Annotated in this window: 18 protein-coding genes; 3 read left to right on the forward strand and 15 right to left on the reverse strand. The window is 53.4% G+C overall.

The features are described 5' to 3' along the window. The first annotated feature begins 143 nt into the window (after nt 1-143). A complete protein-coding gene (locus PSTEL_RS22220; protein ID WP_038698731.1) occupies nt 144-482 on the forward strand; it encodes a DUF5665 domain-containing protein in 339 nt (112 codons plus the stop codon). A 130-nt stretch (nt 483-612) separates the two neighbouring features. On the opposite strand, the gene PSTEL_RS22225 is transcribed toward PSTEL_RS22220, so the two are convergent. The 11 genes from PSTEL_RS22225 to PSTEL_RS22275 form a co-directional block, all read right to left on the reverse strand. Further along, entirely contained in the window at nt 613-1,383 is a 771-nt protein-coding gene (locus tag PSTEL_RS22225; protein WP_038698733.1) for a sigma-70 family RNA polymerase sigma factor, read from the reverse strand. Next, nucleotides 1,380-1,832 (reverse strand): anti-sigma B factor RsbW, encoded by a 453-nt coding sequence (rsbW, locus tag PSTEL_RS22230; protein ID WP_038698735.1) that lies wholly within the window; start codon nt 1,830-1,832, stop codon nt 1,380-1,382. Before rsbW ends, PSTEL_RS22225 begins: the two co-directional genes overlap by 4 nt. Before the next feature lie 17 nt (nt 1,833-1,849). Then, entirely contained in the window at nt 1,850-2,188 is a 339-nt protein-coding gene (locus PSTEL_RS22235; protein ID WP_038698737.1) for an STAS domain-containing protein, read from the reverse strand. A 108-nt stretch (nt 2,189-2,296) separates the two neighbouring features. Further along, nucleotides 2,297-3,967 (reverse strand): response regulator, encoded by a 1,671-nt coding sequence (locus tag PSTEL_RS22240; protein ID WP_038698739.1) that lies wholly within the window; start codon nt 3,965-3,967, stop codon nt 2,297-2,299. Nucleotides 3,968-3,983: 16 nt separating this feature from the next. After that, nucleotides 3,984-4,853: a CheR family methyltransferase gene (locus PSTEL_RS22245; protein ID WP_038698741.1), complete on the reverse strand. Its 870-nt coding sequence runs from the start codon at nt 4,851-4,853 to the stop codon at nt 3,984-3,986. Between the two features lie 84 nt (nt 4,854-4,937). Next, nucleotides 4,938-8,600 carry a response regulator gene (locus PSTEL_RS22250; protein WP_038698743.1) on the reverse strand — a complete coding sequence of 1,221 codons (3,663 nt, stop codon included), beginning with the start codon at nt 8,598-8,600 and terminating at the stop codon, nt 4,938-4,940. A 3-nt stretch (nt 8,601-8,603) separates the two neighbouring features. Beyond that, a complete protein-coding gene (locus PSTEL_RS22255; protein WP_038698745.1) occupies nt 8,604-9,770 on the reverse strand; it encodes a PP2C family protein-serine/threonine phosphatase in 1,167 nt (388 codons plus the stop codon). Between the two features lie 245 nt (nt 9,771-10,015). After that, nucleotides 10,016-10,363: a YflT domain-containing protein gene (locus tag PSTEL_RS22260; protein WP_038698747.1), complete on the reverse strand. Its 348-nt coding sequence runs from the start codon at nt 10,361-10,363 to the stop codon at nt 10,016-10,018. A 100-nt stretch (nt 10,364-10,463) separates the two neighbouring features. Next, nucleotides 10,464-10,997: a hypothetical protein gene (locus tag PSTEL_RS26500; RefSeq protein ID WP_052098844.1), complete on the reverse strand. Its 534-nt coding sequence runs from the start codon at nt 10,995-10,997 to the stop codon at nt 10,464-10,466. 60 nt (nt 10,998-11,057) lie between these two features. Continuing rightward, nucleotides 11,058-11,582 (reverse strand): DUF948 domain-containing protein, encoded by a 525-nt coding sequence (locus PSTEL_RS22270; protein WP_038698749.1) that lies wholly within the window; start codon nt 11,580-11,582, stop codon nt 11,058-11,060. A gap of 309 nt (nt 11,583-11,891) precedes the next feature. Next, the gene (locus PSTEL_RS22275; protein WP_038698752.1) at nt 11,892-12,509 is read right to left on the reverse strand and encodes a hypothetical protein; all 618 of its coding nucleotides are present in this window, start codon (nt 12,507-12,509) and stop codon (nt 11,892-11,894) included. 212 nt (nt 12,510-12,721) lie between these two features. On the opposite strand from PSTEL_RS22275, the gene PSTEL_RS22280 reads away from it, so the two are divergent. Then, nucleotides 12,722-13,096, forward strand: coding sequence for a hypothetical protein (locus tag PSTEL_RS22280; RefSeq protein ID WP_038698754.1), 375 nt, complete (start codon nt 12,722-12,724; stop codon nt 13,094-13,096). A gap of 223 nt (nt 13,097-13,319) precedes the next feature. Here the strand turns inward: PSTEL_RS22280 and PSTEL_RS22285 are convergent, their stop codons facing one another. After that, nucleotides 13,320-14,120: a C40 family peptidase gene (locus tag PSTEL_RS22285; RefSeq protein WP_038701496.1), complete on the reverse strand. Its 801-nt coding sequence runs from the start codon at nt 14,118-14,120 to the stop codon at nt 13,320-13,322. A 329-nt stretch (nt 14,121-14,449) separates the two neighbouring features. Here PSTEL_RS22285 and PSTEL_RS22290 point away from each other — a divergent pair, with 329 nt between their 5' ends. After that, nucleotides 14,450-14,632 carry a hypothetical protein gene (locus PSTEL_RS22290; RefSeq protein WP_038698756.1) on the forward strand — a complete coding sequence of 61 codons (183 nt, stop codon included), beginning with the start codon at nt 14,450-14,452 and terminating at the stop codon, nt 14,630-14,632. 477 nt (nt 14,633-15,109) lie between these two features. On the opposite strand, the gene PSTEL_RS22300 is transcribed toward PSTEL_RS22290, so the two are convergent. From PSTEL_RS22300 to PSTEL_RS22310, 3 genes are all read right to left on the reverse strand, one after another. Continuing rightward, nucleotides 15,110-16,132 (reverse strand): TIR domain-containing protein, encoded by a 1,023-nt coding sequence (locus tag PSTEL_RS22300; RefSeq protein ID WP_179944910.1) that lies wholly within the window; start codon nt 16,130-16,132, stop codon nt 15,110-15,112. 234 nt (nt 16,133-16,366) lie between these two features. Beyond that, on the reverse strand, nt 16,367-17,992 hold the full coding sequence (locus PSTEL_RS22305; RefSeq protein WP_038698762.1) for an ABC-F family ATP-binding cassette domain-containing protein: 1,626 nt from the start codon (nt 17,990-17,992) through the stop codon (nt 16,367-16,369). Between the two features lie 157 nt (nt 17,993-18,149). Further along, nucleotides 18,150-19,163, reverse strand: a complete 1,014-nt coding sequence (locus tag PSTEL_RS22310; RefSeq protein WP_038698763.1) for an MBL fold metallo-hydrolase — start codon at nt 19,161-19,163, stop codon at nt 18,150-18,152. Between the last annotated feature and the right edge of the window lie 225 nt (nt 19,164-19,388).

The following is a 19,388-nucleotide window of genomic DNA, read 5'->3' on the forward strand; positions in this document are numbered from 1 at the left end:
GTCCACCAAATGCGGGTGAATCAGCTTGATTCTGCTCTTCAGCCAACAGCCAGCTGACCCAGCTGGCTGTTGCCATGTCCTGGCGACCACGGGAACCTCTCAATCCAATAGCCGGCCTGGCTTAAGAAAGGAAGGAACACGTCATGGAAACTAAAGCCCAAACTCAAAGAACGAAAACTTACGAAGTGGATGACCATCCGTTTGAGCTCCGCCATGAAGTGAAGCGGCTGAATGCACGGCTGGATCAAATCGCCGATTCGCTGGAGCGCTCCGAATTCAAGGACATTCTGGAGAATTATACCGATCCCAAGAAACGGATCATCTCCAATCTGATGGCCGGCATCTCCCGCGGTCTTGGCCTGTCGCTCGGGACCTTCGTCATTCTCGGCTTGCTCGGCTACGTAATCAGCCTCTTCGTGAATGTGCCGGTCATCGGCGAATATTTGGCCGAGATCAAGAAGTATATAGACGCCAACAGCTGATGCCCTGGCGCCGGGCCGTCTCCCGCCTCCAGCCGTTAACGGCTCTCTTGCACCCTTACTGAAAGGAAGGGCCGGCCGCCTCATGAGAGGCAGCCGGCCCTTCTATATGGAAACACACTTCTTGTCCCATTCAATACGATGAATTGGACATGATCTGCTTTAATTTCTCGGTTGCGCGTTTCTGAATACGCGATACGCTCATCTGCGACACGCCAAGCTTCTGGGCAATGGCCCGCTGCGACTGCCCTTCCTGAAAGGCCAGCAGCAGTACCTTCTGCTCCTGTTCCTTCAGTTGGCCAAGCGCCTGCTGAAGATCCATCCGACGTTCAACGGTGTCATAGTCGTTCGCATCCGAGCTGATCAGCTCGCCAAGCGTAGCTCCCGTCTCCTCCTGAGAGAGCGGTGAATCCAGCGATACATAATGGTAGCATTCCCGGCCTGCCAGCACCTCGACCGTTTCTTCCACCGACAGATCCAGATAGCTGGCGATCTCGGACACATCCGGAGAGCGTTCCAATCTGACTGTCAGTTCGTCGATAGCCTGCTGAACCAAAGCGCCTTTTTCCTTAATACGTCTGGGAACCTGTATGTACCAGGATTTATCGCGGAGGAAATTCTTCATATGCCCAATCATGCTCTTCATGGCATAAGGTTCAAAAGGGATACCCAGGCTGATGTCATACTGCTGAAGCAGACGGATCAGCGCCATTTGTCCGACCTGATACAGATCCTCGTACAAATCGGGGCGGTTGCGGGCGATTTTACCGGCGGCCATCTTGACCATCGGCTCGTATTTGTGAATGAGTACAGTTGCAATATCGTTGTCTTTCGTTTGCTGGTATTCCCAAATGAGAGAGACGGATTCGTCCATGGACTCTGGGGGAGTCACTCTTTCATTCATACTCTCTCCTCGCTGAGATAGAGCTTCTTGGTCAGGGTCACAGTCGTCCCCTTTCCAAATTCGCTTACGACATTCACTTCATCCATCAGCGCCTGCATCAGATAGAAACCAAGGCCGCCAACTTGAACATCGCCAAGCTCTTTGTCATGCAGGGTAATTCGTTCGGCGGACGCATCAGCCTTGTCAAAGCTCTCCCCCTCGTCTTTGACCGTAATGGACAGAGCGTCCGCGCTTACTTCAAAGATGACATCGACAATTCCGTCTTGCTGCCCGTAGGCGTACAGTACGGAGTTGTTACAAGCTTCGGAGACGGCTACCTTCATATCTTCAATATCCTCATAAGAAAAGCCCATCTTCGAGGCGATTCCATACAAGTTCAGCCTTACAATATCGACATAATCCGCGCTAGCCGGCAGTTGGAGCATCACTTTTTGCACATCGTCACTCATTCTTTGTTCGATCCTTTCTAGTGGGAGTTCTCTTGGGAGGTGAAGAACTTCGCAATTCCAGTCATGTCAAACAGCTTCTGTATTTGCGGCGGAACTTCCTCCACGGTGAATTTGACATCCATGCCGTGTCTAGCTTTGAGGATCGATAGAAGAATTCCGATTCCTGTGCTGTCGATATATTTCAGTTGCTTCATGTTAATGACCAGATCAAGCGAAGTGTCTCCAACCAGCGGTTCCAATACAAGTCTGAATTCCGGGGCTACGGACAGATCCAGCTCGCCGGTTAAGTAGACTGTACATACATTGCTCTCGGTTGTGATCGTTGTCTGAAACTTGTCACTCTTATGTGTATTCATAGACAATCTCTCCTGATTAAGTGTTTTCTTTACCAATAACCCTAAAGCCATGTCCTTGAAACAAAAAAAATAGGGATTTAAGCTCTGGAAATACATATGCTTCCACTATTAGGCAGGGTTCACCTCTGAATTCCGTTCCTGAATTAATCCCTCTTCGCCGAAATAGCGCGACAGCATCTTCTGGATGCTGCCCAGCTTCAGCGGCTTGCTGATATAATTGTCCATCCCTGCGGCCAGGCACCGCGCCTGAATTCCGTCCATAACATTGGCTGTCATAGCGATAATGACGGGAGAACCGGAATCGCGCTTCATGGAGCTTCGTATTTTACGGGCTGCTTCCAGACCGTCCATGACCGGCATATGTAGATCCATGAATATCATATCATATGGACGAGACAAAGCCAGACTTGCGGCCTGGCTGCCATCCTCTGCCACTTCGGCCGTGAAGCCCAGTTTGCCCAGCATATTGACCATCAGCTTCTGATTGATGGGATGATCGTCGACGACCAGCACGCGCCGTCTGTGTTCCTTGCGGAACGGGAAGACCTTCTCCTTCTCGGGATGGCCGCCTCCATCCGGATCGTTCTCGGGCAATTCGGCATTGATCGTGAAGACGAATACGGCGCCCTTGTCTTCCGTGGATTCTACCCGGATATCCCCGCCCATCATTTGAACCAGCGACTTGCAGATGGCAAGTCCCAGCCCCGTGCCGCCATACTTCCGGGTCATCGAGGAATCCAGCTGGGAGAACGGCTGGAACAGACGGTCGCGCTTCTCCGGTGAAATACCGATCCCGGTATCCTTGACCGTGAACTCGAGCACCAGTCCGTTATCCTTTCGCTCCTTGCTTGAGACGACCAGATAGACACCGCCCTGATGGGTGAACTTCACCGCGTTGGACACCAGATTGAGAAGCACCTGGCGCAGGCGCGCCATGTCCCCATAGATCAGAGCCGGCAGACTCTGGTCAATGAAATATGCAAGCTCCAGATTCTTCTTGCCGGCCTCCGCCGAGAACAGGCTGAAGACCTCCTGGACACAGCTTCTCAGTTCGAACAGTCCGTACTCCATTTCCATCTTGCCGGATTCCATCTTGGTGAAATCCAGAATATCATTGATGACCGTAACGAGCGTATCGGCGCTCTTGCGGATTATCTCCGTATATTCCTTCTGTTCCCCCGACAGCGGCGTCTCCATCAGCAGGTCGATCATGCCGACAACGCCGTTCATCGGCGTGCGGATTTCATGGCTCATCATGGCCAGGAATTCCGTCTTCGCCTTCGCCGCGCTTTCGGCCGCCTCCTTCGCCTTGACCAATTCCTTGTTGATCCGCTCCAGCTCCTGCGTCTTCTGCTGCAGCAGCATGGATTGCGTCTGGTGCTTCTTCGTCGTCAGGAACATGTCCACGAAGCCTGCAATCTTCGATTTGAGAATTTGCGGGATGAACGGCTTGACCATATAATCAATTGCCCCGGCGGAGTAGCCGGCGAATAAATGCTCCGCTTCCTTGCTTGTGGCCGAGATGAAAATGATCGGGATATCCTTCGTCTTGTCCCTCGCTTTAATCAGTTTGGCGGTTTCAATCCCGTCCATTCCCGGCATCTGCACATCAAGCACGATGACGGCAAAGTCATGCCTCAGCAGACATTTCAACGCCTCTTCGCCGGAGTTGGCCTTAACCAGCTTATATTGCGGGCTTTCAAGCACCGCCTCAAGCGCCAGCAAGTTTTCCGGTCGGTCGTCTACCAGCAGAATGTGAATCGGTTCTTGAACCCCCATAAGCCCCTCCTAAACCTCATTTGACTTTACGATAGATTTTCTCCACTCTGTCCAGGGGCTCGTAGTTATCGCTGTACCTGGTAAAATGGATGGACTCCTTCGCCCCGAGAACAAGCACTCCGAACCGGCTGAGACTCTCGCAGAACAAGCCGTGAACATGATCCCGGAGCTCATCATTAAAATAAATCATCACGTTTCGGCAAAATATGACATTAAATTCGTTGAACGAAGTATCGGTTGCCAGGTTATGCTCCGCAAAAATCATATTCTTGCGAAGGAACGGCTGGAAGATAACCGAGTTATATTTGGCCGTATAATATTCCGAAAAGGCATGCTTGCCGCCTGCCTCCAAATAATTTTTGGTGTACGTCTTCATCTTGCTGATTTCGTATACCCCTTCTTTGGCCTGCTGCAGTGAACGGTTGTTCATATCCGTGGCATAGATTCGGGCCTTATCGTAGAGACCCTCCTCATGAAGCAGAATCGCCATAGAGTAGACTTCTTCGCCCGTAGAGCAGCCGGCATGCCAGATCCTGATGTAAGGATAGGTCCGCAGCAGCGGGACCACCTTCTGCCGGAATGTCAGGAACAGGCTCGGGTCCCGGAACATTTCCGTTACCGGAATGGACAGGTTGTAGATCAGCCGTTCGAAGCAGGACCTGTCGTACAGAACCCGCTCCTGCAGGGCGGAGATGCTCGGCAGGTTCTCTGCATGAACATGGTGCCAGATGCGCCTCTTCAGGGAAGGAAGCGCGTAATTCCGGAAATCATATCCATACAGGCGGTGAATTCCAGTGAGCAGCAGCTCTACTTCGATGTCCTCCAGTTCGTTTTTGCTTGATCCGGCAAGGGATAAGTCATACTTCCCTTCCTCTGACAGCGTCATGGCAATCGCGGCTCCCTTGCGTACGCCGCTTACTGACCTGCGGCGATAAATTCTGTCTTTATGACTATTACCCCGTTTTCCCCGCTACGAATACAACCAGACCCTCATTAACGAAAGAAGCTGGTCGGTATCGATCGGCTTCTTCATGTAGTCCGAGGCCCCGGCCTCAATACATTTGAACCGGTCTTCCTTCATGGCCTTGGCCGTAAGGGCGATGACCGGAAGCTTGGCGAACTGCGGCATTTCGCGAATTTTCCGCATCGCTTCGTATCCGTCCATCTCCGGCATCATCATATCCATGAGCACGAGATCGATGTCCGGATTCTCCTTCAGCGTTTCCAGCGCTTCCCTGCCGTTCTCGGCGAATCTGACCTCCATCTGATACCCTTCCAGCACACTGGAGAGCGCGAAGACGTTGCGGATATCATCATCGACGAGCATAATCTTCTTCCCTACGAACAACTCTTCCTTATTGTGAAGCTTCCGCAGTATTTTGCGCTTGTCCTCCGGCAGGTTCGCTTCCACCCGGTGGAGGAACAGCGTCGTTTCGTCCAGCAGGCGTTCCGGCGACCGGACATCCTTGATGATGATCGATTCCGCATATTTGCGGAGTCTGGTCTCCTCCTTGATGTCCAGATCCTTGCCAGTGTATATGATAATCGGCAGATCATTAAGTTCCTCATCGTCCCTGATATGATCAAGCAGCTCGAAGCCGTCCATATCCCCAAGCATCAAATCGAGCACCATACAGTCGTATTTGCGCTTGCGAAGCTCATTCAGAGCCTCGCCTCCCGTGGAGACGGCTGTTATCGCCACATCATCATAGCCGATCAATTCCACGATGGACCGCCGCTGGATATCGTCGTCCTCGACGATCAGAAGATGCTTCAGCGTGCTTTCCGTATAAGCTTCAATCCGGGTAAAAGCTCGCTCCAGCGCTTCCTTCCCGGAAGGCTTCCTCAGATAGGCGAATGCCCCCATCATCAGGCCCTGCTTCACTTCATCATTAATCGATATGACGTGAACCGGAATATGACGGGTATTTGCCTTCTCCTTGAGCTCCCGGAGAATCGCCCAGCCGTCCATAACGGGCAGCTGGATGTCCAGAATGATGGCATCCGGCAGATAGGCTTTGGCCATCGAGAGACCGGTATCCCCACGCAGCGCAACCAGCGTCTTGAAGCCCCGGCTGTGCGCCATATCAAGCAGGATGTCCGCGAACTTCCGGTCATCCTCGATGATGAGCAGCACCTTGTCGCTCGGCTCCAGATGATCGCGGTCGTCCGCGAACGGCGCTTCAGCTTCCGGAGCGGGCAGAGTCATGGCTTCCGCCGGTGCCGGCAGCGCCTCGGGGAGCTCGCTTCCCGAGGCTGCCTCTGCCTCTCCTGCTGCTGTCTCACCCGGCAGCAGGCTGTAATCGGCGGAGGCCGGCAGGAAGAGCGTGAACACGCTCCCCGCACCCTCCTCCGATTCCAGCACAATGCCGCCGCCCATCAGCCGGGAGAGTTCCCTGCTGATGGACAGGCCCAGGCCCGTGCCGCCGTATTTGCGGCTCGTCGTGCCGTCGGCCTGCCGGAAGGCCTCGAACACGAGGTCCTGCTTGTCTTCCGGTATGCCGATGCCGCTGTCTTTGACCGCGATAGCCAAATAATCGCGGTCAAGCGGCAAATAAACCGGCAGCTGCTTCTCCTCGGCCCGGCTGACCGAGAATTCCACATAGCCCTTGCTTGTGAATTTGAAGGCATTGCTCAGCAGATTGCGGAGCACCTGCTTCAGCCGGTAGCCGTCGGTCACGATCGTATCCGGCAGCGGCTCAAGGAAGGACAGGCGCAGCGCGATGCCTTTCTTCTGGGCCAGCGGCGCAAAATTATGCTTCACGAACGTTTTCAGCTCCGTGAGCGCCACCTTCTCGCGGTTCAGCTCCATCTTGCCGGCATCGGCCTTGGACAGATCCAGAATTTCGTCGATCATCTTCAGCAGATCGGCACCGGAGGTATAGATGGTCTGGGCGAACTCCACCTGCTTCTCTGTCAGATTGCCATTCTTGTTCTCGGCCAGCAGTTGGGACAGAATAAGCAGGCTGTTCAGCGGAGTACGCAGCTCATGCGACATATTCGCCATAAACTCGGATTTGTATTTGCTTGTAGCTGTAAGCTGCGCGGCCTGCTTCTCAAGCTGGCGCCGCGCCTCCTCGATTTCGTCCTTCTTCTCCTCGACGAGTTGAATCTGCTCCTCCAGGGAGCGGGTCTTGTCCACCAGCTCGTTGTTGTAGTGCTCGAGCTCCTCCTGTTGGCGCTGCAGCAGCTCCTCGGAGCGTTTCAGGGCATCTGTCTGCTCCTCCAGATTCTCGTTGGAGCGGCGCAGCTCTTCCTGCTGGGTCTGAAGCTCCTCGGACTGGCACTGCAGCTCTTCCGTGAGCGCCTGCGACTCCCGGAGGAGTTCTTCCACGGCCAGCCGGCGGGTAATATTGTTGACAATAGTTGCCATATTGAGAGCCAGCTGTTCCATTAACTCATAATGGAGTTCCGGGTAGGGCTTGAACGAGGCGAATTCGATTACCCCGAGCACTTCATCCTCGAACAGGAGCGGATACAAGGCGATGTACCCGGGGCGGCCGGAGCCATAGCCCGAGGCGACGTTGAAATACGTATCGGGCGTCTCCTGCAGCAGGATCGGCTTCTTGTCCAGCGCGCATTGGCCCACAAGTCCGCTGCCGAGCTCGAACCCGCTCTTCGGCTTGCTCTCGTCAAAAGCATATGCGCCCTTGATCTCAAAGCGGTTCGGATTGTTCTTCTCCCGCAGATAGACGGCGCCGAACTGCGCGCCGACCACAGGCGTGAACTCGCTGATGAAGGTCTGGGATACCGCATCCAGAGAATTGACGCCGCGCAGAAGCTCCGTGGTGCGCGCAACGTTGGCGTTCAGCCAGGCATGCTCCTGCTGCTCCTTGATGTAAGCCGCTTCACGGTCCTGCTTCTCCTTTAGATCGCCCGCCATAATCTGAAATGCGCGGACGACGCCACCGAATTCGTCGTTCGAGGCGTAATTGATGCTTCGCAAATCGCCCATTCTGCCGTCTCCCAGACTGGCCACCATCCGGGACACGGTATTAAGCCCTTTGCTGATGCTCGGAAGCACCCACAGAATTATGCCAAGCCCGAGCAGAAGCCCCGCCACCATAACGGCGATGACAATCTGGACCGACTGCTGATAGGCGCTCTTGGCCGTGTTTATTTCTTCTTTAATTTTCAAATTCTCGAACTCGGCCAGATTGTTCAGGCTGGATATCACTTCATTCTGGATCGAGATGCCCGTCTGCTGGCGGAGGGCATTGGCCGTCGCCAGATTCCCGTCCTCAAGCAGGCTCAGCACCCGGTCCTGATAGGAGTAATAGGCCGCCGACGCCTCCTCGATCACCGTGAACATTTGCTCTTCTTCAACAGTCTGCTTAAGAGCCTTCATCTGAGCGGCGAATTGATCGGCGCGGATCTTGCTCTGCTTGATCTCATTACTCTGAATCGCCAGATTGGAATCGGGATTCAGCAAAATATTGGTCAAAATTCGGGCCATGCCATTCACTTCTCCCCGCATCCCGGAAGATGCGAGAATCTTCTGATAGCGGTCCTGGTAGATCCCCTCCATTTGACTGTTCATCCGGTTAAGTCGGTCATATCCGATCAGCGTCAGGCTCAGCGCAATTAGCAGCAGCGTCAGAAAGCCGATCAGCAGCTTCGCCTTAATCTTCATGCACTATCGCTTCCCCTTCTTGAGTGAAATCCACACGAGACATTTATCATCATCGCGTTCTCCGGGCGCCTGCTCATTGAAGAACACGGATCTCATCCGCTCCTCCCGCCATTCATGGCCATCGTCCATCTGATTGATGAGAAAATCCAGCTGCTCGGACTGGTCTCCGCCGACCATTTCGAGCAGGCCGTCAGTATACATGACAAGATGCCCGTCATCCTCGTAGGTCAGGCTTTGAGGCGCGGCCTCGATGCGGTCGAACAGGCCGACCGGATGGCAGTTGCTCTCCAGCAGCACCGGACTTGCGGAGGCTCCGTCAAAGAGCAGTGCGGGCGGATGACCGGCATTGACATAGTCGATGCGCTGCAGCTTCGTATCGATCACCATATAAATCGCCGTAAAATAATACTGAATCAGCTGTTTCTCGATATAGAGCTGATTGAACCTTCGGTTAAGCTCCTGTATCACCTTTTCGGGCTCCACGTAGGTAGTTACCGTATCCTTCAGCACCGATGCGATGAACATGCAGAACAGAGAAGAGGAAATGCCGTGTCCCATCATGTCCAGCAAAATGACACCGTATCGTCCATCCCCGAGCGCATACCAGGCGTACAGATCGCCGGCCAGCTCGAATGAAGGCTGGTAGATGGCATGGACCTCGAACAGTTCTTCCTCCAGGGGCAGGCTGAGCACCGCATTCTGAACGAGCGCCGCCAGCTTAAGCTCGTATTGGATGCGCTGGTCCCGTTCCTTGTGCCAATCCTTCTCGGCCTTCAACCGGAGCGCCAGACGGATTCTCGCCATCAGCTCCACTTTGTTGATCGGCTTGGTAACATAGTCAACCGCGCCCACGTCAAGGGCTTCGGCCAGCTTCTTCGAATCGCCGACGGCGGTTACCATAATGATCGGAATGTCCTTCAGCTTCTCATACCGCTGAATGATCCGGCAGGCTTCAATTCCGTCCATCTCAGGCATCATCATATCCAGGAGAATCAGATCGACATCCGGATGCTTCGGTCTGAGCTCGCTGTTGTTACGGCCGACCCCGAGCAGTTCCAGCATTTCAATGGCGGATGACGCCGTAATTACGTTCCGGTAATCCTCTTTCTTCAGAATTTCGCGGATGATAATAATATTGGTAGGGTTATCGTCAACGACAAGAATCTTCATGCCTCCACCTCGCCTGAATTCATATTTCGACTAATTTTACAAAAAAACCGCTTATCCCATGATACGACAATCCGCCAGAAGTCCGCTATTCGAAACATCTGCCTGACTTGAGCTATTCCTTCCTGCACCGGGAGCAGCCTGGTAAGTAATACAATTCCAACAAAGTAACCTCCAGCCCCACTGACACGTGGTTCTGGAGGTTACGTTATTGGACTATGAACCTTTCCGGAACATATTCTGCTAGTTCATGACGGCCTTTTCTTGGCGATGACGAGCACCTTGCCCAAATCAAGCTCTTTCTCATAGAAATCGGCCTCCGCTTCACTGAATCCAAGAGAAGAGATTTTGGAGCGAAGCTCGTCTCCTCGTGAACGGAACATATTGGCGAGCGTGCCGAACAGTCCTTCCTCGTTCATGCCGACCTCACCCGCGCCGGCGGCCTCCGCGATGCGGTCTTCCCGGTTCTGATCATGACTAATAACGTAGATGTCTTCCCTCGTAAATCCGCTGTCCTGCAGTCGTTTCACTTCTTCAATCGCCTGTACGCCATTTTCCAGGATTTTGGCATATGCCTGGGCTCCGATAGAATCCATGATTCCACTCTCCTTTACCATTTTCATGGGGACAAGGGCGGCAATGAGACAATCATCCTGTTATTAACCCTTTACCGCAGCCGCTGAAACAGCCAATCACTCAGTCCGAATAATCGTCGAACAAGTCGATTCCCCGCCATTCACCGGTCTGCCGGTCTACATACACTTTAAGCGCCGTATGGCCCCTCATATAGACATCCCCGTCCTCGGCGGCGAAATCCGGCGAACCAAGCGTATTCTTCAGCGTATCGCGCAGCGGGTCGATCTCCCTTCCGTTCAGCTTCAGGCCGTAAGCCGAAACCTGCTCCGGACTGACATGTATATACGATACCATGCCTGCGGCGATTCCGGCCGACATATCCGCATAACGGAATTCAAGGGAATCCTCCCAAGGGTCCGGTACGATCGCGAGCGGCTGGCCTTTCAGCTCGATCAGCTCATTCGCGGTCGCATACAGGGGAACATCTGCCAGAGAATCGAATGTGCGGATATATGTGTCCTCCACAGTCCTTGCAGCCGATACGGAAACCGGCTTAAGACCGTGGTCCGCCGGACTGGACAGGGCGCTTTGGGCAGGCGCGCTCTGCGCGGCAAAAGGAGAGAAGAGCACCAACAATACGAGAAGTACTTTCATGACAATCTCCTCCTTCTGAATTTTATACGCGCATGACCGCCGCCTGCTTGAAGCCCCTGTCTATTTGCCGGCCGGCCTGTTCGTGCGAAACTTCTGCCACAGCACCGCAGCCACGTCCACACCTTTCAGAACAGCCGCCGTCTTCCCTTTATTGCCGCTGCCGTAGACCGCGTTATAGGAATTAACCGTGCGCTCCTCCGCCGGGCTTGGTTTCGTTGAGTCAATGGACACGGACTCCGCCTTCTCCTTCAGCTCGCGGGTCTTGCGGAATTTCTCGATACCTGTAACCGATACCTGCTTGAAGGTCAGGGTAAGCTCGGCGAGCACCTCTCCCAGGTTCTTGACCGAATCCATAATCGGATCAATCTTCTCGATCTTGCCCTGAACATCAGCCGTTATATCATTGGCATGCCGGACCGTCGTCTTCACCTCATAGGTCAATTCGTCAACCGTCTTCTGGACCTCCTGAAGCGTCTGGCTTACCTTCTCAAGAGATCCCTTGGCGGCATTCAAAGTTTTGATCAGAAAAATAACAAGAATGGCAAATGCGATAGCAATAAGTGCGACGCTAAGGCTGATAATCATATATGGCAAACTCCCTCCGGTTCAATTTGTCTGGCGTCTGTGCCTGCCTTAATATTGTCTAGTTACCCCTTGATTTACTGGCCGAAACAGCACGCATTCGGGCTGTCAAGCCCCTTCTCCAATCCGCCGCAAGCTCTGTTTTTGGGGGCCGAACAAGGCGGCTAATGAGAGTAAAGAGTGCTAACTCTCTTCGTCATCCCCTCATTGTCAATGTAAGTGTATGCGGTAGTTGGGAAGATTGGGCCTATGCCCGCCTAAAAAAGCATGAAGCATGCCCGGACAATCCACTTAAGCAGCGAGGTTCCGGGCTTATGTCAATTTACGCAGCAGATTCAGCAGATTGTTCCAATCCACGTTAAAGGAAATGCGGATGCCGCTGTCCAGAAGCGTCATGCTCTTCACTTCCACCATGAGCGGCATATGCTCCCTCAGCGGAACACGGATCTCGGACAGGGACAGAAATCCATCCGGCACCTTCCGCCCTCTGATCTCGGTATATTCATGATGCAGTGTCAGCATGCCTCCGCCTTCGGGAGATACTTCCATCAGCATGCCGAAGGTCGCTCCGAAGGGAAGCGGACCCGCCTTCCCGGTAATATCCATCGTCAGCCGGTTCCCGTTCTGGGCAAATTCCGCTCCGGTTATCCGGACGAAAGTGGACGGATGCTCGGCAATATGGTCGTTCAGCCCCTTCTTGCACAGCTGGTTCAATTCATCTTCGCTCAGCGTCAGAACCGGACTGTGGTTTTTCACCATTTGCAGCAGCTTCGGTCCAAAATCTACCGGGGTATATGCCAGGTCGAGCTTCTTCTGCGGTGCCACATACCATACCAGCCAAGCGCCCGCCAGGAGCAGCAGCACCACGATGCCGATAAGAAGCCGCAGCAGCACACCGCCCCTTTTGTTTCGCACTGCTTTCGATTCCATTTACGCCTCTATCCTTTCCCTGCCGTTGTGAACTATCTGTGGCAGCTGCTCGCGCCGTCTATACTTCATTTCGCCAAACCGCGCCCGAATGCCTGTCGATTGAAAAAAATAACCTCCTGGTTCATGGGCTTCATTTGGGTTTACTAGGATACTGAATTACCGGCACATCAACCCAATCGGTCGTGCACACCAAATTCAAGGAGGAATTGCAATTGAAAAGAATCGTCAGCATTGCCACCGCCATCGGTCTCGCCGCTTCGATCGGAGCTACCGCTTCCGCCGCCGATGTTCCGGGAACCGCAACTGCAGCCCCCGAGACGGTCACAACCAGCACCTATTCGGAGCCGGTTATTACACCAGCCGATGTCGTTCCCGCTACGCCGGTGCTCGTCCTGACCGGCAACACTCCGTTCTATTTCACCAATGGCTCCACCATGCTGAAGGCCGGCGTACTCGCTCCACAGACAGTCGATACGACTGGAGAAGTCGCCACAGACGCTTACGGCAACGAATGGAGAGAGGTGTACACCTGGCTGGGCCTGGCCTGGGTAATGGTCCCGAGCCCCACCGATGTCCTGATGCCATAGCCTAATATGCAAATAGCGGAAGCGGTTTCAAAAACAGCCGGAGCAGCCGTCATACCCGAAGGTCATCGTCGGCTTCCTTGTTGCTGCCGATCGCTTGCCCGGAAATAGAAAAAGGGGATATCCATCCTGCCTCAAGCGGCAGCGGACATCCCCTTTTTCCCGCAAAATGCACCCGTCACAAACCGTACTGCAGTCGCTTCCTCTGTTACTAAAAGCTCTATGATCAGCGGATGACCGATCCTCCGAACATAAACCGGTTCATCCAAGAAGCGCTTAATTGATCGACCCGAACGCCTCCGGAAGAGGCTGAGTACGTATGCAGAATCTGGCCATCGCCCAGATAAATCGCCACATGGGTAATCGTCTGCGCGGATTTGTCGATCCCGGCGTAAGCCGAGGCGGAGCTTCCCCGGTAGCTCATAAAGAACATCAGGTCTCCCCGCTTGAGCTTCGAAATATCGGTTACGGCCGTGCTGTTCGAGCGAATCCATGCTCCCTGCTGTCTGGAGTCCGCCGGCAGCTTGATGTTCGCGCCCTCCAGATAAGCCTGCCGGACAAAATCCGAGCAGTCAAAGGTCGAGGTGTTGCTGCGGCTGGAGCCGAACTCATACGGCGTTCCGAGATAGCTCATGCCTCTCGCTATAACCGTCTCAATCGTTGCTGACGAAGCCGGCAGTTCCTGCGAGGGCGCGGGAGCCGCTGGCGAGGTCTGGGATACCGAAATATATTGATCCTGAGTGCTGACATAACCGATGTCGCCGTCCGCGGTGCGGACTTTGTAGAAATAAGAGTTGCTCTTCTCCAGAATGGCCACGGTATCGCCTTTTCTTAAGTAGCCGAGAACCGTGCCTCTGCTGACAGAAGGCTCGCTGCGGAGCCGGACCGATGATTCAATAACGCCAGTTAAGGAAGATGCGGAAGCTGAGGCCGCCTGGGCAGACCCGGTCCCGACCGGTGATGCTGCCGTAAACAGGGCAGCCGAAAAAAACAACGCGGCAAAAAGCTGCTTCGATCGTTTGTTCATACCGTTCCCCCGGTAAGCTATGATGTGAAAATCAACAAGGGTGGCGCCGCCGTTATTGTTTTCTGCCCTCATTATAGGCCCCCGGGAAAATGGGAACATGCACCAAATCTCACAAATCGATATGCCAATTCATGGTAAAATGGCAGGTCTATGGTCTTGATTCCTCCTTTTTATTATAAGCGCTGTCAACATTTAGGTCTTGCCTGTCCCATTATCCGAGAAACGGGGATTAGGCAATTGGTTGGTGCAGGGACCTGAGTACTTGCTTCTTGTCGGCGTTTTCAAAAAGCTATAAAATAAGCTCATGACAAGCTTCAAGGAGGATCGATATGACCGAAAGCAGTGATAAACCCAAAGTCAATCTGGCCGACGCCATCCGGGCCAAGCTCGAACAGAAGAAGCAGCAGAACGGCTCCAAGCCGGGAGCCTTCAACGGCGGAGCCGCCAAAACCTTCAAGACCCAGAACAACAAGAAGCCGAACAACCAGCGCCGGCGCACCGGCGGGTCCTGAGCCGACTTTGATTCCCCGGCCGTACGCGCTGCCCGCCGCTTCACCTGTCCCTGCAGCGGCTTGTATCTTTGATTAATAATGGGTAGCTCGTTTTGCTGCCAACGCAAAAACACCTCCAAGGTACCCCCCATTTTTCAATAGGGATGATCCTCTTGGAGGTGTTTGTAATTGTCTCAGTTTACATGTAGAAAGGTTCACTTCGATCGACCTCTCCGCTTAGCACTTTAACGAACTCTTTATCTCCGCCGTCAATGGATGGAGCAAGGAATCGCGTGCCTACAGGGGGACTCACGTAATGATCGACGTAGCGTGAGCTAAGGAAAGGTCTTCTCGTAATCCAAGGAGATATTTTCTTCTTGCGTGCATCAATACGAACTACCATTTGACCTTCACGAGTCAGAATTACCGAATGAGATAGACGCTTTGGGGCCTTATAGCTCGGAGTGAATCTTTGCTTACGTTGACTATTGTCTCGCTTCATTTAGATTCCCCTCCAACAATTTGAATTAAGTAACGAAAGAGCTCACTATTGTTATTGACGATCTCGTTAAGCCGATCTCCCTCCAAGGCATAATCACCTGAAAAATGAACGGAGAGAACATGATCTTTATCTAAAGGGTAGCATAAGATTACAACAATTTCAAATTCTTCACGATTAAAGAATATCCATTTCCCGCTTAAATAAGCATCCAGAACGAAGATCGGCTGCTGTTTTAACTCCATCCTTATATGGTTTTCTTGGAAAGTGAAGAACCTTCCTTTTCCGACATGTCCACCAACTTGCTCGATTCCATCAGTACCCTGTACCTTCCAGATGGCAACACCCGTTACAATGAACTCATGGGGAGCAATGATAGACATTTTAATAGCATCACTTAATGAATCATAGCGTTCTTTTCCATCCACCATGGACACGTTTTTAACGTAAGACATAAAAAAGTGCAGTACCCGACGCTTGCGTTGAATTTCTAATTCCATTTCCCTCAATTTATTCCGGGGATCCAGATAACGTCCTTCCGCTTGAATGACTTTAATAATTTGTCGACAAGCTACGGATACGGCTGCTTCATCCCTACCGTCGCTACGCCGTTCATATTTTAGCAAGGTTAAGCCTTGAAGATCGGAAAGGAGATGGTATTCCCTTACTGTCTCATCCTTAATAAGGTCGTCTCTCTCCTTCACTTCATTCGGGATGATCGCAAAAACTCGTTTGCGCCGCAACCTTCCCCAGAAAAGCCCCATTTCAAAAAGCGTATTATCGCGGGTAATGAAAACGTATTTTCCCCGATGAAGCGCCACGTCATCTGGAGCAAAGACAAATATTCCAAAATCATTCTGGTCAAGCTGTAATTCCAAGGACTCCATTGTATATTGATTAACCTCGAAAGCGCCAGCATACCAAGGGGTCACTTGAGCATGATAACTGATGAGGGAATGAATTGCACTTGCTAGATCCACAGCCTCCCGTGAAGATCCGATAAACGCGTTTGGCTTTGTCACATCCACAACTCTCCTTGAAAGCACGATTATCCCCTTATTGTACTATTTAAACTCCTGGTATTCTATGACAATTCACCAAGGTCCTCTTTATATCTTCACGAACAGAGGCAGGCCCGCGTCATGGCGGAGAATTTGAGAGGCATGCCAAAAAGCCGGCCATTCAAAGGCCGGCTTTCGTTAGGTCGTGGCGCCCGGACGGGCCCGGGCGTTTAACTTGTACATCCCTGTTAGTCCTTACACTTCAACCGGATACATCCGCTGGCGGAGCTCCTTGATTTCGTCACTCTCCAGATATTCGTCATAGCTCATGGAGCGGTCGATAATGCCGTTCGGCGTAATCTCGATAATCCGGTTCGCAATCGTCTGGATGAACTGATGGTCATGCGATGTGAACAGGATCGTGCCGTCGAAATCGATCAGTCCGTTGTTCAGCGCGGTAATGGACTCGAGGTCCAAGTGGTTCGTAGGCTCGTCGAATATGAGCACGTTCGCGCCGTTCAGCATCATTTTGGCCAGCATGCAGCGCACCTTCTCGCCCCCGGACAACACGCTTGCTTTCTTCAGCGCTTCTTCGCCGGAGAACAGCATGCGGCCCAGGAAGCCGCGCAGGAAGGTCTCGTCCTGATCCTTCGAGTACTGGCGCAGCCACTCCACCAGATTCAGATCCACACCGTCGAAGAACTTCGAGTTGTCTTTCGGGAAATAAGCCTGGCTGGTCGTTACGCCCCAGCTGTATTCGCCGGAATCGGCTTCAGACTCGCCCATGATGATATCGAACAGCGTCGATTTGGGCAGCCCGTTCGGTCCGACGAGCGCGATCTTGTCACCCTTGTTCACGACAAAGCCCACTTCGTCCAGCACCTTCTCGCCTTCGATCGATTTCGTCAGGCCGGTGACGGTAAGCAGCTGCTTGCCCGCTTCACGCTCCGGTTTGAAGTTGAGGAACGGGTATTTGCGGTTCGACGGACGGATGTCATCAAGCGTAATCTTATCCAGCTGCTTCTTGCGGGAAGTCGCCTGCTTCGATTTCGAAGCGTTCGCGGAGAAGCGCTGAATGAACGCCTGCAGCTCTTTGATCTTCTCTTCCTTCTTCTTGTTCGATTCCCGCTGCAGCTGAAGCGCGAGCTGGCTGGATTCGTACCAGAAATCGTAGTTGCCGACGTACATCTGGATTTTGCCAAAATCGATGTCCGCAATATGCGTACACACCTTGTTCAGGAAGTGACGGTCATGGGATACGACGATAACGGTGCCTTCGTAGTCCATCAGGAAGTTCTCCAGCCACTGGATCGATTCGAGGTCCAAGTGGTTGGTAGGTTCGTCAAGCAGCAGGTTGTTCGGGCGGCCGAACAGCGCCTGGGCCAGCAGGACGCGAACCTTCTCGTTGCCGCTGAGCTCCGCCATCTTCTTGTCATGCAGCTCGCGCGGAATGCCAAGACCGATCAGCAGCGCTGCGGCATCCGGCTCGGCGTCCCAGCCGTTCAGCTCGGCGAATTCGCCTTCCAGCTCACCGGCGCGCAGACCGTCTTCCTCGGAGAAATCGGACTTGGCGTACAGCGCATCCTTCTCCTTCATAATGTCATACAGGCGAGTGTGGCCCATGATAACCGTCTCAAGCACCGGATACTCGTCGTACTCGAAATGGTTCTGCTTCAGAACGGCCATGCGCTCGCCAGGCGTAATATGCACGTCGCCGGTGTTAGCCTCGATTTCGCCGGACAGAATTTTCAGGAACGTCGATTTGCCGGCGCCGTTGGCTCCGATCAGACCGTAGCAGTTCCCGGGAGTGAACTTTATATTTACATCTTCAAAAAGTGCGCGTTTTCCGTAACGGAGAGTCACGCCGCTTGTACTGATCATGTATTCATACCATCCTTTACACTTAGGTTTCCGGCATATTATAGCACAAAACCGCCCGCACGTGCCGCAAAAGGGCTGATTTAGTCCGCATCAAGACGGAAAGAAGGAGATTACAGGAAACATTTGCTGATAACGCGGTTGATCTCCTTCTGCGGCGTTACCAGACGGACAAGTCCGCGTCCCCCTTCTCATGCTTCACGTCCGCTGGAGGCATGACTAGCGTCTCGCCGTTCCCCAGCACTTTGATCCGCTCCTCCGCGATCCCCTGCAAGGCCCGTGCCGCCTCCATCCGGTCCAGCGCCTCCCGCGCCGTATCGTCCGCAAGACGGAACGAGCCGTAATGCATCGGGATCATCATCTCCGCTCCCACATCGAGAAACGCCTGCACCGCTTCCTCCGGGTTCACATGCTGTAAGCTCATGAACCATTCCGGCTCATACGCGCCGATCGGCATCAGGGCGACATCGATTTGGAACCGCCGTCCGATCTCCTTGAAGCCCGGAAAATATCCGCTGTCCCCCGCAAAATACAAATGGGGCGGAAGCAGTTCCCGTTCGCTTCCCCGCTCCGTCTGATCTCCGGGATCCGCCGGCTCCAGAATATAACCGCCCCAATGCGACATGTCCGTGTCGAACGGCGTGCGCCGCGTCCAGTGCTGCGCCGGCACGAACGAGAGTTTCAACCGGCCGATGCCCACGCTCTCCCACCACTGCATTTCCATACAGTTCCGGAAGCCTTTGCGGACCATCTTGCCCTTCAATCCGGCAGGCACGATCAGCTTCGTCTCCGCCCGGTACAGCCTGCGGATGGAAGCCAGATGCATATGATCATAGTGGGAATGGGAGATTAGGATGAGATCCACCGGCGGCACCTCCTCAATCTTCATCCCGGGCGGCACCAGCCTCCGGTCAAAGCCAAGACGCTCTGCCCAGACGGGGTCCGTGATGATATTCAGCCCTGCATATTGGATAAAAAACGTGGAATGTCCGATCCAGGTGATCGTCGTCTCCAGACGGTTGTCCGTCAAATAAGCCACGCGCGGCGTTACACCGGGAACGGCGAACGATAGATCCTTCTTCTTCCCTCTTCGTTCCTCGCGCCACTTGCGTATTTCCTTGAACGTCTTATCCACCTTGATATTATCCAAGTTTCGGTAACGGATTTTCGGCATGCTCCTTCGCTCCTTAGGCCAGTCCTTGAGTTCGAATGATTTCATTCTAGCAGATCCGGCGGAACGGTTCCTCCTGGAGCGAAGCTCGAACTTCGCTGCCTCATGCCATCTTATTAGCCCTCGTACTCTCCCTGTTTTGTAATTTCGATTAAATTTAAGGTAAAATGCGGATACAGCCTTCCCCGGCCGGACACGGCCGCAGGAGACCCAAGATACGGCGCGGGC

It is taken from the genome of Paenibacillus stellifer (assembly GCF_000758685.1).
Taxonomy (GTDB): domain Bacteria; phylum Bacillota; class Bacilli; order Paenibacillales; family Paenibacillaceae; genus Paenibacillus_AQ; species Paenibacillus_AQ stellifer.

What these genes read in the sequence shown, in the direction of transcription:
- PSTEL_RS22220 (WP_038698731.1), top strand. Translation starts at nt 144, where the DNA reads ATGGAAACTAAAGCCCAAACTCAAAGAACGAAAACTTACGAAGTGGAT.
- PSTEL_RS22225 (WP_038698733.1), bottom strand. Translation starts at nt 1,383, where the DNA reads ATGAATGAAAGAGTGACTCCCCCAGAGTCCATGGACGAATCCGTCTCT.
- rsbW (WP_038698735.1), bottom strand. Translation starts at nt 1,832, where the DNA reads ATGAGTGACGATGTGCAAAAAGTGATGCTCCAACTGCCGGCTAGCGCG.
- PSTEL_RS22235 (WP_038698737.1), bottom strand. Translation starts at nt 2,188, where the DNA reads ATGAATACACATAAGAGTGACAAGTTTCAGACAACGATCACAACCGAG.
- PSTEL_RS22240 (WP_038698739.1), bottom strand. Translation starts at nt 3,967, where the DNA reads ATGGGGGTTCAAGAACCGATTCACATTCTGCTGGTAGACGACCGACCG.
- PSTEL_RS22245 (WP_038698741.1), bottom strand. Translation starts at nt 4,853, where the DNA reads ATGACGCTGTCAGAGGAAGGGAAGTATGACTTATCCCTTGCCGGATCA.
- PSTEL_RS22250 (WP_038698743.1), bottom strand. Translation starts at nt 8,600, where the DNA reads ATGAAGATTAAGGCGAAGCTGCTGATCGGCTTTCTGACGCTGCTGCTA.
- PSTEL_RS22255 (WP_038698745.1), bottom strand. Translation starts at nt 9,770, where the DNA reads ATGAAGATTCTTGTCGTTGACGATAACCCTACCAATATTATTATCATC.
- PSTEL_RS22260 (WP_038698747.1), bottom strand. Translation starts at nt 10,363, where the DNA reads ATGGATTCTATCGGAGCCCAGGCATATGCCAAAATCCTGGAAAATGGC.
- PSTEL_RS26500 (WP_052098844.1), bottom strand. Translation starts at nt 10,997, where the DNA reads ATGAAAGTACTTCTCGTATTGTTGGTGCTCTTCTCTCCTTTTGCCGCG.
- PSTEL_RS22270 (WP_038698749.1), bottom strand. Translation starts at nt 11,582, where the DNA reads ATGATTATCAGCCTTAGCGTCGCACTTATTGCTATCGCATTTGCCATT.
- PSTEL_RS22275 (WP_038698752.1), bottom strand. Translation starts at nt 12,509, where the DNA reads ATGGAATCGAAAGCAGTGCGAAACAAAAGGGGCGGTGTGCTGCTGCGG.
- PSTEL_RS22285 (WP_038701496.1), bottom strand. Translation starts at nt 14,120, where the DNA reads ATGAACAAACGATCGAAGCAGCTTTTTGCCGCGTTGTTTTTTTCGGCT.
- PSTEL_RS22290 (WP_038698756.1), top strand. Translation starts at nt 14,450, where the DNA reads ATGACCGAAAGCAGTGATAAACCCAAAGTCAATCTGGCCGACGCCATC.
- PSTEL_RS22305 (WP_038698762.1), bottom strand. Translation starts at nt 17,992, where the DNA reads ATGATCAGTACAAGCGGCGTGACTCTCCGTTACGGAAAACGCGCACTT.
- PSTEL_RS22310 (WP_038698763.1), bottom strand. Translation starts at nt 19,163, where the DNA reads ATGCCGAAAATCCGTTACCGAAACTTGGATAATATCAAGGTGGATAAG.